Origin of the sequence: Bacillus capparidis, from assembly GCF_017832095.1 — a bacterium.
Taxonomy (GTDB): domain Bacteria; phylum Bacillota; class Bacilli; order Bacillales; family Bacillaceae; genus Bacillus; species Bacillus gobiensis.
The window spans coordinates 943488-956904 of the sequence record NZ_JAFDST010000002.1 but is presented as its reverse complement, the minus strand read 5'-3'; the positions used below and the strand labels follow the sequence as shown (position 1 = coordinate 956904).

Annotated in this window: 14 protein-coding genes and 1 pseudogene; 7 read left to right on the top strand and 8 right to left on the bottom strand. The window is 42.7% G+C overall.

Features of this window, described 5'->3' with window-relative positions:
* Positions 1-245: 245 nt before the first annotated feature.
* Genes JOC74_RS11900 through JOC74_RS11890 form a run of 3 tightly spaced genes read right to left on the bottom strand, consistent with a single transcriptional unit; the run spans position 246 to position 2457 of the window.
* Positions 246-1421 (bottom strand): MFS transporter, encoded by a 1176-nt coding sequence (locus tag JOC74_RS11900; RefSeq protein WP_053604782.1) that lies wholly within the window; start codon positions 1419-1421, stop codon positions 246-248.
* A 19-nt stretch (positions 1422-1440) separates the two neighbouring features.
* Entirely contained in the window at positions 1441-2178 is a 738-nt protein-coding gene (locus JOC74_RS11895) for an SDR family oxidoreductase (protein WP_053604781.1), read from the bottom strand.
* Between the two features lie 18 nt (positions 2179-2196).
* Positions 2197-2457: an Atu4866 domain-containing protein gene (locus tag JOC74_RS11890; RefSeq protein WP_053606142.1), complete on the bottom strand. Its 261-nt coding sequence runs from the start codon at positions 2455-2457 to the stop codon at positions 2197-2199.
* A gap of 284 nt (positions 2458-2741) precedes the next feature.
* On the opposite strand from JOC74_RS11890, the gene JOC74_RS11885 reads away from it, so the two are divergent.
* The 5 genes from JOC74_RS11885 to JOC74_RS11865 all read left to right on the top strand — a co-directional run bounded on the left by JOC74_RS11885 (position 2742) and on the right by JOC74_RS11865 (position 6993).
* The gene (locus JOC74_RS11885) at positions 2742-3656 is read left to right on the top strand and encodes an AraC family transcriptional regulator (protein WP_053604780.1); all 915 of its coding nucleotides are present in this window, start codon (positions 2742-2744) and stop codon (positions 3654-3656) included.
* Positions 3657-3724: 68 nt separating this feature from the next.
* Positions 3725-4027, top strand: coding sequence for a DUF4275 family protein (locus JOC74_RS11880; protein ID WP_053604779.1), 303 nt, complete (start codon positions 3725-3727; stop codon positions 4025-4027).
* Between the two features lie 133 nt (positions 4028-4160).
* Positions 4161-4466 (top strand): ArsR/SmtB family transcription factor, encoded by a 306-nt coding sequence (locus JOC74_RS11875; protein WP_053604778.1) that lies wholly within the window; start codon positions 4161-4163, stop codon positions 4464-4466.
* Between the two features lie 110 nt (positions 4467-4576).
* A complete protein-coding gene (locus JOC74_RS11870; RefSeq protein WP_053604777.1) occupies positions 4577-5611 on the top strand; it encodes an NAD-dependent epimerase/dehydratase family protein in 1035 nt (344 codons plus the stop codon).
* A 164-nt stretch (positions 5612-5775) separates the two neighbouring features.
* Positions 5776-6993, top strand: a complete 1218-nt coding sequence (locus JOC74_RS11865) for a cytochrome P450 (RefSeq protein WP_053604776.1) — start codon at positions 5776-5778, stop codon at positions 6991-6993.
* A gap of 58 nt (positions 6994-7051) precedes the next feature.
* On the opposite strand, the gene JOC74_RS11860 is transcribed toward JOC74_RS11865, so the two are convergent.
* The 4 genes and pseudogenes from JOC74_RS11860 to JOC74_RS11850 form a co-directional block, all read right to left on the bottom strand.
* Positions 7052-8377, bottom strand: coding sequence for a GntP family permease (locus tag JOC74_RS11860; RefSeq protein ID WP_053604775.1), 1326 nt, complete (start codon positions 8375-8377; stop codon positions 7052-7054).
* A 235-nt stretch (positions 8378-8612) separates the two neighbouring features.
* Entirely contained in the window at positions 8613-9548 is a 936-nt protein-coding gene (locus tag JOC74_RS11855) for an aldo/keto reductase (RefSeq protein ID WP_053604774.1), read from the bottom strand.
* Positions 9549-9625: 77 nt separating this feature from the next.
* Positions 9626-9727 (bottom strand): annotated as a pseudogene (locus JOC74_RS23515) (VOC family protein); the annotation flags it as partial.
* A gap of 5 nt (positions 9728-9732) precedes the next feature.
* Complete coding sequence (locus tag JOC74_RS11850; protein WP_053604773.1) at positions 9733-10317, bottom strand: TetR family transcriptional regulator; 585 nt, start codon at positions 10315-10317, stop codon at positions 9733-9735.
* A gap of 140 nt (positions 10318-10457) precedes the next feature.
* On the opposite strand from JOC74_RS11850, the gene JOC74_RS11845 reads away from it, so the two are divergent.
* On the top strand, positions 10458-11222 hold the full coding sequence (locus JOC74_RS11845) for an SDR family NAD(P)-dependent oxidoreductase (protein WP_225970249.1): 765 nt from the start codon (positions 10458-10460) through the stop codon (positions 11220-11222).
* A 277-nt stretch (positions 11223-11499) separates the two neighbouring features.
* Here the strand turns inward: JOC74_RS11845 and JOC74_RS11840 are convergent, their stop codons facing one another.
* The gene (locus tag JOC74_RS11840; RefSeq protein ID WP_053604771.1) at positions 11500-12525 is read right to left on the bottom strand and encodes an LLM class flavin-dependent oxidoreductase; all 1026 of its coding nucleotides are present in this window, start codon (positions 12523-12525) and stop codon (positions 11500-11502) included.
* A gap of 220 nt (positions 12526-12745) precedes the next feature.
* Between JOC74_RS11840 and JOC74_RS11835 the strand changes: the two genes are divergently transcribed.
* Positions 12746-13339, top strand: coding sequence for a molybdopterin-dependent oxidoreductase (locus tag JOC74_RS11835; RefSeq protein WP_053604770.1), 594 nt, complete (start codon positions 12746-12748; stop codon positions 13337-13339).
* The last annotated feature ends 78 nt before the right edge of the window (positions 13340-13417 follow it).

Genomic DNA, 13417 nt, shown 5'->3' with positions numbered 1-13417 from the left:
AAATAACATGTACAAATGCATCTGAGTTTTTTTCGGTGAGACTGCGGTTATTGTCTTTTTCCATGGATTGACCCTCCTCTTTTTCAATGTGTGAAACCTCATGCTCTATCGTCACCCTATGTAAAGGTGTCACTTAGACATAGTTTACCCGATCAGTTTAATGCCATTCGTTCTTCTTATATGACAGCATAGGAAATGCGGCAGATCATAATATGGGAAACTTTATTCTAGTCTGCCGCTTAATTCTAGCGATTAGCTAAATCACATATTTCTACTGAGCTCATACTTTTCCTCGTAAAAGAGTAAGCTGCTGAAAAAAAAGCCAAAATCACAATGAATCCCCCTACCCAGGCATTTATGGTGACAGGATATTGATTCACAATTAAACCGCCAATTGCAGATCCTAAAGCCACCCCGATATGCAAAGAGGAAGTATTGAAACTTAATTGAATATCCGTAGATTCCGGAGCCGATTTTATCAAATAGCTTTGGATTGCAGGGCTCGGTGCCATATTAAATGTACACCAAACAACGACCACGATAAGTAAACTGATCAAGGAAATTGTAGCCAATGGCAGTAAAAGTATTGCTGTTGCGTGTAACAGAAGAGTAATAAAAATAGTTTTTCTGGCCCCGAGTTTATCCGATGCCAAGCCGCCAATCCAACCTCCTGCAATTCCTGCTAACCCATACACCAGCAAAATAAAACTAATCATTGAAGTTGATAAATTCATCGTATCGTGTAGAAACGGCGTAATATAGGCATAGATTGTAAATTGCCCGGTCATCTGTAAAATCGAAATGGCATGTGCGGAAACGATCTTCGGATTTTTCAGGGTCCGAAGCTGTTCCCGCAAACTTATCGTTGGTTGCGGTGCAACTTTGGGTAAAAAACGAACAATACATAACAAAACGATCAAGGTGAGGGCGGCAACCAGTGCAAATGTCGTGCGCCAGCCCCATTGTTCACCAATTAATGTTCCTAAAGGTACTCCTAGCACCAAAGATGCACTGATTCCCATGAAGATAATGCCAATCGCTCGACCTCTTAATTCGGGAGCAACTACATTCGCAGCTAAAGTTATCGAAAGAACAACGACTAGTGAACAGCTTGCAGCCAGAATAACTCTTGTAATCAAAAGTATGGTGAAATTCGGACTAAGCATTGAGATCATATTTCCGGTAAAAAAGACAAGCATTGCTATTATTAATAATTTCCGTCGTTCCACTTTTGACGTTAAAGCGATGAGTACAGGAGATCCAAAAGCGAATACAAGTGAGTAGACGGTGACCAGTTGACCAACTATCCCAACTGGTACTTGGAGGTCTGTAGCAATCATGTCTAAAATACCCCCAATGACAAGCTCTACTGTACCTACGACAAAGGATGCGAACGCCAAAATAAGTATTCTTTTATCCATAAAAGTTCCCTCCCTTGTATTAAGCGGAACTTGCCGTTGGCCGCACAATAATCTCGTTCACATCGACTTCAGCCGGCTGCTCGACGGCATATAAGATCGAACTCGCAATGGCGTCAGCCGGAATTGAAATGCGGCGATATTCAACCATTCTCTGTCGGGCCTCGTCGTCAGAAATACTGTCAGCAAGCTCTGATTCGGTAACTCCGGGTGACACAAGTGTTACGCGAATGTCGCCGCCAACCTCCTGACGCAAGCCTTCAGAAATGGCACGGACGGCGTACTTCGTCGCGCAATATACTGCTGCTGTTGGCGTTACACTGTATGCGCCTATCGAAGCGATGTTAATGAACTGGCCAAATCCTTGTTCTTTCATAATCGGCAGTCCCGCAGCAATTCCGTGTAGGACACCGCGGATATTCACGTCAATCATGCGATTCCACTCATCGGCCTTCAGCGCTTCCAGAGGAGAGAGCGGCATAACACCGGCGTTGTTCACAATCACATCAACTCTTCCATAAGTATCTTTTGTAAATGTAATAAACTCCTCCATTTGCTCTCTTTTTGTTACATCTAGCTCTCGATAATCGGCAAAGCCGCCTTCTGAACGGATCTCGGAGGCAAGAGCCTCTAATCGATCCGTTCTCCTTGCTCCTAAAACTACGCGGGCTCCCCTTTGAGCAAGCATACGTGCTGTCGCTTCACCGATCCCACTGCTTGCACCTGTAATAACTACAACTTTTTCAGATATGTTTGACATGTCTTCTCTCCTTGTGAGCTATTTATGTTTTTCTCGATAAAAAACCATTCCCGCGTGGTATAAAACATCATCGCGAAATTCGCCATCTGCAGTAAATCCAGTGTCATCTACATAATCAATGTGGTTTCCTTTAATGGTATAGCTCCCAGTGTAGGCACTTTTGATCGTGCCGCGTGCCTCGTCATAACGGCCATTAGGCAGGAGTTCTTGGCGGATATATCCGTCAGCGGTGACCCACATTCCGACATAAGGGTGATGCTTAGTATTTTGAGACTCCATTTTTTCTTCTCCTCTTTTGTTTGGATTACTTTCCGTTGTTTCTTCGCGGTTCTCTCGAGATGCATTCTCATTTGTTGCACATGCCTCTAAAGCAAACAAACTGATGAGAAAAAACGGAATTGTACGCCTGGCAATTAAGTTCACCTTTCTACCCTCCTTGGATTTGGATAAGTTAAGTATGAAACAAGATGGTTTTTAAGGGGTAGAGGATTAATACTGAATTATTGCCTAATTCTCCAAACTCAAATAAAATTGAGCTAACTATTAATATGGGGGGAGTTAGTATGGCGAGAGAAACAAAAATGGGATATAACGATCTCGAACGTCAAATTGAATTAGCGCAGTTGATTGAACGTTTTACTGACAAGGATGGAATACATTCGACGGCAATTCAATCGCTCTCTTTCATTCGTGCTTCCAAAAAAGGGGACCCAATTTATACAATCCATAAACCGGCTTTATGTATCGTCGCTCAAGGGAGAAAGCTAGTGATGCTCGCGCAGGAAAGGTATTATTATGATCCTTCTCAGTACCTTGTTGTTTCTGTCGACTTGCCAATTTCCGGGCAGATTCTCCAAGCTACCTCTCATTCTCCCTACTTGTGCCTCAGATTAGATTTTGACTTTCAGCAGATAGTTGACATTATGAATGAATCCGATAAACCATTGGGCGAAAAAGGAAGCTCTGAACGAGGATTGTTTGTTAGTAAAACGAATGTATCTCTTCTTGATGCCGTTATAAGACTGGTTCGGCTGTTAGAAGCACCCGAGGATATTCCCGTGCTGGCTCCACTCGCCATTCGGGAAATTCTTTACCGGATTCTTATGGATGAACACGGTGATTCTGTAAAGCAAAGGGCAATGATTGGCAGCCATGCACAGCGTATTGCGAAAGTAATTGATCTAATACAGAAAAATTTTGCTGAGCCTTTGCGGATAGATGTATTGGCGTCAGCTGCAAATATGAGCTCCTCATCGATGCATCATCACTTTAAAGAAGTAACGGGGATGAGTCCAATGCAATATCAGAAACAGTTGAGACTGCAAGAGGCTCGCCGCCTGCTGCTTTCAGAAACTGCAGACGCGGCAAATGCAGGCTTCCAGGTCGGTTATGAGAGTCCATCCCAATTCAGCAGAGAATATTCAAAACTGTTTGGTTTGCCGCCGATTAGCGATATCAAGCGGCTTCGTGAGTCTTGAATGTTTTTGTTTCAATATGTTGTTTGACTCCGCAGCCATGCAATAATATTTATTTTTGGAGGAAATGAATGGATTTAATAGATTTGCTTAAAAGTAGTTACTTATGGCATCTTTTTAGTTATGAGAAAAAGAGTTGTTTACGAGATAACCAGGCAAATAATGCATTTCATGAAGAAGTGAAAAAGGAATGTTATTTGTTCTATCAGCACTCGGAGTATGCGCTAATCCTCGAAAATGCATCGTGTCTCACTGCTGCTGACCTTTTCAATGAGGGGGATGTTTATATCACAGATAAAAAGTTCACCTGGACATATGTAAACACCCATGAGTCTTATTTAGGTCCTTACTTTAGTCGTAAAAACAACGAATAGAGCCGTAAATTATTTATACCGGTTTATTCACATCTTACATCTCTAAGCATCAGATTTTTTGACTTGAATCGTACTTTGATTTAAAATATGTTTAAACATTTAAACGTAGTTATCGAATTATAGGAGTGTTTCCATGGGTTCCAAGGCAGCTATAGAAAATTTCCGGACGTGTATCCCTCTTTTTCAAGCCCTTAGCGATGAATATAGGCAAGATATCATATTATTGTTGGGAGAGAAGGAACGCTTGACGGTTAGCGAAATTGCTGAACAGTCAAAGCTTTCGAGACCGGCCATTTCACATCATTTGAAAATTCTAAAACAGAACCATCTTGTTTCTGTAGAACAGCAAGGGACGAAACGGTATTACTTCCTCACGCTTGCACCTGCCTTAGAGCAGCTAAAAGCACTCATTCTTACGATAGAGGCAGATTGTAATTAAAACGAAGGATTGACAAGTGGTTTTCCCTAAATGATTTGAGTTTCATTATTGACTTTTAGTTTGAGTGTTTAAACGTTTAATCAATTATGAATAAAGAAAGAGGGAACGCAATGAAAAAAACCACAGTGTTAGTAACAGGCGGTACAGGATATTTGGCATCTTGGATAGTCAAAGACCTGCTGAAAGAAGGACATGATGTCAGAATTACAGTACGCGATAAAGGCAAGGAGGAAAAATACGAGCATTTACGTCAAATCGAGAAAGAGACTCCAGGGAATTTGTTCATTTATGAAGCGGACCTATTAAAAAAAGGGAGCTTTGATCTAGCCGTCGAAGGAACAGAATTCGTCTTCCATACGGCTTCTCCTTTTTATCTCAGCGGTATCAAAGATGCTTACAACGAATTAGTAAAGCCGGCAAAAGAAGGCACGCGTAATGTGTTGCTTTCTGTAAATAAAGCAGATTCCGTAAAACGAGTTATACTTACTAGCAGTGTAGCAGCGGTTCATGGTGATAATCGTGATATGAATGGGAAACAAGAGTTTACAGAAAAGGATTGGAATGAGAGCAGCTCCGTAGAACACCAGCCTTACAACTATTCGAAAACAGTAGCAGAGAAAGAGGCTTGGAGCATTCAGAAGGAACAAAATAACTGGGATCTCGTAACGATCAATCCAAGCTTTATATTAGGACCCTCATTAACAAAACGGGCGGATTCTACAAGTATTTCAACCATTCTTGATTTACTAAAAGGCACATATAAAACGGGCGTGCCTAAATTATTTTTCGGTATGGTAGACGTTCGGGATACGGCCAAAGCACATATACTTGCTGCCTTTACGGAAAATGCTTCGGGGAGATACATCATCTCTGGAAAAGAAGCATCAGTTTTTGATATGGCAAAGATATTAGAAGGAAAATTCCCAGATCAATATGCACTACCAAAGCGGGAAGTACCAAAGCCATTGATGTGGCTTATTGCCCCAACGCTTGGGTTTACCAGGAAATACGTTTCAACTAACGTCGGCCACAGCCTGAAATTAAACAATAGCAAAAGCATAAAGGATCTGGGTATGAACTATCGAAGCCTTGAAGCCACTTTGATTGATCAAAAGAATCAATTAGATGAAGCAGGCCTAATTTAAGTTTTGATTTCCAGTAGATTAGTAGCGTCATGAAACAGAACTTGTATCCTAGTAATTTGTAACTTTCGTCCAATTGATTTATTTCTCAAGCTATGTCCGTTGAATCGATACAGTAAGCGTGCTATTTATTGAGTAATGACAAATCAAATAGGAGAGATGAATCAATGGCGAGTGAGCAGAACATAAAAAAGGCTGAACGGTACGCGACCCTTATCCCGATGAAGGAGCTTCGTTCAAAAGAGGATCAGTTATACCCTTTTTCAGTGTATGGGCGATTGAGGAAAGAGACGCCGGTACGTTATGACGAGAGCAGAGGCTGCTGGGATGTTTTCCGGTATGATGACGTACATTTCGTGTTAAAGAATCCAAAGCTGTTTTCATCACAGCGTGGAGGAGAAAGCGGCTTTCAAGGCAGTATTCTGACGATGGATCCGCCGCGGCACTCGAAGATGAGAAATCTAGTGAACAAGGCTTTTACACCAAAAGCGATAAGGAATTTAGAGAAACGAATCGAAGATGTGACAACGTATTTGATCGACCAAGTAAAAGAGAACGAGAGGATGGATATTGTCCATGATCTTGCCGGCCCGCTACCGGTGATCATCATCGCTGAGCTGCTTGGAGTACCTGCGAAGGATCGGGAGCTTTTTAAAACGTCCTCAGATATTCTCGTGGCAGGAGCAGAGGATGATTCGGAAAAAGCCTTTGAGCGAATGGCGCAAAAACGCAAGGAAGGCAGCGAGTTTTTAAGAGATTATTTTATTAAGATTATTGAAGAAAGAAAAGCTCATCCCGAAGAGGATTTAATATCCCTCTTGCTGTCGGCGGAAATTGACGGTGAAAAATTAACAGAAGATGAAATACTGGCGTTCAGTATCCTGCTGCTTGTGGCGGGGAATGAAACGACAACCAATTTAATCACAAATGCAGTCCGTTATCTGGTAGAAGATAAAAAGATTCAAGAACATGCTCGTGCTGATCTTTCATTGATTCAGAATCTAGTAGAGGAAACATTGCGTTTTTACCCTCCTATCCAAGCTATTGGCCGAGTTGTAAAGGAAGATGTTGAGATAGGTGGTCAATTTATCCAAAAAGGCTCACAGGTCGTTAGCTGGGTAGCCTCGGCAAACCGTGATGAAGATAAATTCGAAGAGGCTGATCGTTTTTTATTGGAAAGAAAGTCTAATCCTCATATGAGTTTTGGCTTTGGCATCCACTTTTGTTTAGGCGCTCCGCTTGCACGTCAGGAAGGTGCCATCGTTCTCTCTACTCTGTTGAAGAAGTTTTCCGACCTTTCAAAGTTTGAAGAAACAGCTTTGGAACCTATTCAAAGCCCATTTGTTTTCGGAGTGAAAAACCTTCTTGTTCAAATGAAAAAATAAAAAAAGCTGTTCCGTATATGAACCTATGATTCATATATGGAACAGCTTAAAAATTTTTTTAAACGAATATATCTAAAACAAGAGCTAGTCCAAATGCGATAAATGCTAGCAATGTTTCCATGACTGTCCACGTTTTAAAGGTTTCTTTCACGGATAACCCCAAGTATTCTTTAACTAACCAAAATCCTGCATCGTTTACGTGAGATAGCATTAACGATCCTGCGCCAGTAGCGATAACCAACAATTCTAAATTGACATCGCTCATATTGGCGATGATCGGAGTGATGATACCGGCTGCTGTTGTCAAGGCAACTGTTGCAGAGCCTGTAGCGACTCGAATTAAGCCGGCAACCAAAAAGGCAAGCACGATAGGTGAAAGTGACAATTGCTCGGACATATTGGCAATGGTAGTACCAACACCGCTATCGATCAGAATTTGCTTGAATCCGCCGCCTGCTCCGATGATAAGAGTAATTGAGGAGAGAGGCAGCAAGCATTCTTCGGTTAATTTTTTGATCAAGTCACCATTCATGCCTTGTCGGTAGCCTAAGAAGATATACGCAGCAAACACAGAAAGCAAAAGAGCCATGACAGGGCTTCCAATAAACGCGAGAAGATTCTCCACAAACTCTGGCAGCGGCAATAATGGCGCTATAATCGATAAGACCATGAGTAAAATAGGCAAAACGATTACGACAAAAGAAATTCCAGTGCCCGGAAGCTGTTTTATTTTCGTTTCAACCCGAATGATTTCTGGTTCTTTTTCAGGAACCACACGTTTATGAATCCATTTAGCAAATATCGGCCCCGCAATAATTGCGGCCGGGAATGCAATAATTAAGGAATAAAGAAGAACTCCTCCCAGATCAGCATTATAAATCCCAATTGCCGTCATTGCACCTGGGTGCGGCGGAACCAAACCGTGGACGATGGACAAACCGGCGAGCACGGGTACTGCAATCAAGAGAATGTTTTGATTGGTTGATTTTCGAATCGCTATCGCAAGCGGAAGCAAAATGACTAAACCGACTTCAAAAAATACCGGAATCCCAATGATGAAACCAGAAAGCAGCATCGCCCATGGGAGTTTTTTTGCACCGAATTTTTTAATGAAAAATTCTGCGACCTGCATTCCTGCCCCGGAGTCAGACATCATTTTTCCTAAAATTGTGCCTAATGCAAGAATTCCGACTAAATGGCCAAGAACACTGCCGACTCCATGTTCGTAGGCTTCGACAATCTTGTCCATGGATAGTCCGGAAAATACTGCTAAGAAAAGGCTTGCAACAGTTAGGCTGATAAATGCATGCCATTTCCAGAGTGATACCCCTAAAACAACGATAACAATAGATAATAGTGTGATGATCAGAAGATAGATCTCCATCTTGTTCCCCCATTCTTAGTAATCGTTTTCAATAATGACTACTGTGTCGTTTGCAACCGCTTAAACTTAATAGTAGAGACTCTATTCCCATTTGTTCTTTCCCTTTATACTAATTTTATCATAAATTTAATAGATATTATATTTTGATGTCTCGAAGTGTTAGTTGAGATCGTATCACTGCACGTAAAAAGGCCACCCGTAATTAGGTGGCCTGGAATCGTTTAAGGAACATGCCTTAATCTTTAAAAATGGAGTCAATCTTATCAATTTCTTCTTTCGTTAGCTCAACGTTCAATGTTTTTAAGTTGTTTATTACTTGTTCGGGTTTTTTTGCACCAGGAATGATTGTGTCAATAGCATCCCAGGTTAAGTACCAGGCAAGGACAACATGCGCCACCTCTGCATTTTTCGCATTGGCGATTTCACGTACCTGATCTACTTTTTCCAAGTTGCGAATAAACGCTTCCCCTTGAAACAGCGGAATTTTTGCCCGAATATCATTGAATTTCGTATCTTTTGTATATTTGCCGCCTAACAACCCTGAGGCGAGCGGGAAGTAAGGAACAAATGAAATATTATTTTCTGCTGTGTACGGCAATAGATCTTTTTCTGCTTCCCGTTTGAAAAGGTTGTATTCAGCCTGCAGAACGTCTACGTAGCCGTCTTTATTAGCTTCTTTTAATTGCTCGATGGAAAAGTTAGACACACCTATGCTTTTTATTTTTCCTTGATCCTTTAGCTCTTTGAGCGCGCCGACCGCTTCGTCCTTTGGTGTGTGTTCATCTGGAAAATGAATGTAAAACAAATCGATGTAATCGGTTTGAAGCCGTTTTAAACTGCTTTCCACGGCATCTTTTAAAAACGCAGGCGAGTTATCAAATTCCACCTCGCCATCCACAAACTTATGAGCACCCTTCGTTGCGATGACAACTGAATCTCTGGATCCTCTTTCTTTGATGACCTCCCCGATTAGCTCCTCTGAGCGTTCAGGTCCATAAATAAAAGCAGTATCTAAAAAATTGATGCCATGATCCAAAGCCGTACGAACAAGTTCTTTACCAGTTTCTTCGTTTAAATCAGGATAGAGGTTATGACCTCCTACAGCGTTTGTGCCAAGGCCAATGGGATTCACGATTAAACCTGATTTTCCTATTTCGATTTGTTCAGCCATTTAATATGTCATCTCCTTTTCCTAGATAATCATATCTTATCAAAATGGCGTGAAAGAATAGAAATAACTAGCTCATACTAGATTTGCACTTCACTCATTAATGCGAGAGTATTGTCTTCTGTATCTTTAAAGAACGCCATCCACGTCTCTATTTGTCCTATTTTGGCAACGAAAAGAGGTATTTTCATGTTTTCTTTTCTGAGCGATTTTCTTTAATAATCAGACTAACAGCCTTAGCAATTGCATCTCTTGTCTCACTTGGCATTTTTGCGGCATCTGTATCGTGCGATGGACCAAAAGGATTTGTTGCAGACCATGCGGTAGCTAAGGCCATGATGGCAGTCAAGAGAAAACCAGGAGTAAATGTCGTTCCTACCTGTCCGGCGCTTTGCGCATTCGTTATCGCTTTAATTTTCTTGTCACGGGCAGAGGCTCTCTCAGTTAAGCTGCCTACCTTCTGTTCCAAACTGTACCATGCCATTAGCCGCATTAGATCGGGATGTGTCATAGCAAAATCGAATACTCTTGCCGCATAACCAGGAAGATCCTCAGGTGTAAAGTCAATTTCTTCATAGACGCGTGTTAGGTGTTTTTGGAGAACAGTTGTAAAAAGCGTCTCTTTATTCTCAAAGTAAATGTAAATCAGGTTCTTGTTGCATTCAGCATTTTTAGCTATGCGATCAACACGCGCGCCCGCAATGCCATAGGAGGAGAATTCCTTCATAGCTGCCTCTAGAATCCGTTCTCTTGTTGCTTCAGCGTTTCTCAAATGATGTCCCTCCTATAAATTGAATTTTGTTTACAATATATCACATAGATCAATCATTTGACCAACCGGTTAGTTAGGTGTATATTCTAACTAACTAGTTGGTTAGAAAACTAGTATTCTTAATGAAAGAAGGAATTCACGTGACACAGATCAACACAAAGATTGCCATTGTTACAGGCGGAAGTCGCGGCATTGGCCGAAGCACTGTACTTAGTCTTGCAAACCGCGGCATTAACTCGATTTTCACTTACAATTCTAATCAAGAAGAAGCTGAAAAAGTCGTCTCCCTAGTACGAGAATCGGGGCGCAATGCCATCGCCTTACAGTTAGATACCGGTCATGTCAGCACGTTTGACTCCTTTGTCCAAAGCATAGGTCGGGCGCTCAAAGAGCTGGGAGCTGAGCGATTCGATTACCTCGTGAACAATGCCGGTATCTCGCATCACAATGCATTTGAGAAGACGACCGAGGAAGAGTTGGATAAGCTTTACGAAGTTCACTTCAAGGGAGTGTTCTTTCTAACTCAGAAGTTGTTACCGCTTATCAATGATGGCGGCCGGATTGTGAACATCTCCACAGGTCTTACACGCATCGCTGTGCCGGAAAGCGGTGCCTACGCATCCATGAAAGGTGCGGTCGAGGTCCTGACCCGTTATATGGCGAAAGAATTAGGTCCGCGCGGAATCGCTGTCAACACTGTCGCCCCAGGAGCCATCGCGACTGATTTCAGCGGTGGCATGGTCCGCGATAATCCTGAGTTGAACAAGCATATTGCAGAGATGACGGCTCTTGGTCGTGTAGGTCAACCCGAAGACGTCGGTCAGGCGATCGCCTCGCTGCTTTCCGACGAGAATCGATGGGTCAATGCCCAGCGCATAGAGATATCTGGCGGAATGTCGATCTAACGTCAAGGGGCGTCTATAATAAAAAGGAGTAAGGCAAGTTGAGCCTTACTCCTAATATCCCGCATTAACGGGCAGTAAGACCCTCACCTCAAGGTTATGAGTGTAAACGAGGAATACTAGGTGGGGGATAACTGCCCGTAAAAGCCCGATTGGTTCAACTAACAATCAGTGGGGGATTGATGTACGAAGGCTAAAAATATAACCTCCTATTGCAAAGCCTTCACTAGCATATCCTATGCGTTGTCCCCACTGCTTGAAGTTTCACTTTATGTGTATGCTATTTTTTCATTACCTCAGCCACAATCTCAAACGACCGAAGACGTGCTTTATGATCATAAATTTGACCGTTTATAATCATTTCATCCGCCCCGGTTTCATTTAAAAAGTTCTGCAATTTATCTTTAACCGTTTCAGGACTTCCGGCAATGGAAGAGCCTAGCTGCTGCTCGAGCGCCTGTTTTTCATAGTCACTCATGAGGTCTTCCAAGTGATCCACAGGCGGACGAAGCGGCGAAAGGTTATTTCTGATCAGGTTTAAAAATTGCTGATGCAATGAAGTCTCCAGGCGCTTTGCTTCTTCATCTGTATCTGCGGCTGTAACGTTCACACCAACCATCGCATACGGTTCGCTAAGAATGTTAGATGACTTGAAGGAACGGCGGTATAGATCGAGAGCCGGCAGCGTATGCTGTGGTGAAAAATGGCTGGCGAAAGCAAATGGGAGACCTAACTGTCCGGCAAGCTGTGCGCTGTAGCCGCTTGAACCGAGCAGCCAAATCGGGATATCCGATCCTTCGCCCGGAATCGCTCGAATAGGCATTCTTCCAGAAGCTGATAACGGATCAAAATAGGCTCGGAGCTCTGCTAATTGCTCAGGGAAATCATCACCGTCGCTTCTGCGGTCGCGTCTTAGCGCATGGGCTGTCAGCTGGTCTGTTCCGGGCGCGCGGCCAAGACCGAGATCAATGCGTCCGGGGAAGAGAGCTTCAAGCGTACCGAATTGTTCGGCAATGACAAGAGGCGCATGGTTTGGCAGCATGATTCCGCCAGATCCGACGCGGATTTTCGATGTGCCCGCTGCCACATGGCCGATAACCACAGAAGTGGCTGAGCTTGCAATCATAGGCATATTATGGTGCTCCGCCAGCCAATATCGATTGTAGCCCCATTTTTCTGCATGCTGGGCAAGATCAAGTGTATTTTGCAACGACTGAGAAGGGCTTCCTCCGTCAATAATTGGTGAAAGGTCCAGCACTGAAAATTTTATATCGCTTAATTGTTTTGCTTTCTTATTTTCAGACATCGCTTCATCTTCCTTCGTTTATGATCATGTATCAGGGTCATTCCCCAAAAACATATTTACATTTTATCAAGCGATGACGCCGGCTCAAAATATAACGACTTGGGATTAAGGGATCAGCCGTTTAATCAAACGTTTAATTAAACGGCAGCTCCTTGCATATTAAGCAGGGAACCGATATGATTTGGTTAAATCAACCATCCATAAGAAAGGGTGAACAAAGATGGCAAACCAGCTGCCGCCGGGTCAATTTGAAACAGAGAAATGGCCAATTTTGCATCAGGGTGACGTTTACCAATTTGATGAAGACACATGGAATTTCAGGTTGTTTGGCAAGGTAAAAGAAGAAATCACGTTATCCTATTCGGACGTAATGAATCTTCCAAAAACGGTATCAACGATTGACATGCATTGTGTAACAACTTGGTCCAAATTCGGTTCAAGCTTTGAAGGAATCGCACTGCGTGAACTGGTAAACTTAGTTGAGCTTGAGAAGGATGTCAGCTATATTAAAATTTACGGCTACTATAACGGAGACCGGTTTGGCTATTCTGCGAATTTGCCGCTTGAAGCGCTGCTTGGAGACGATGCTTTGTTCGTGTACCGGTGGAAGGATTCGAATGAGAAGGAATGGGAGGGCATATCTCCAAAGCACGGGTATCCGCTGCGATTTATCCCGCCGGAGTCCTTCTATTTATGGAAGGGTTCGAAATGGGCGTCTGGCATTGAATTTATGAAGGAAGATGAAGCAGGATTTTGGGAGGAATTGGGCTACTCGATGACGGCAAATTCGTTTAAAGAGGAGCGATATCGCTAATTTTTTCGCGGAATGGAGCGAACTTAATCTCTGCATTCGTATATTAGGCCAACCGGAATGACTGGTTGGCCTTAAATT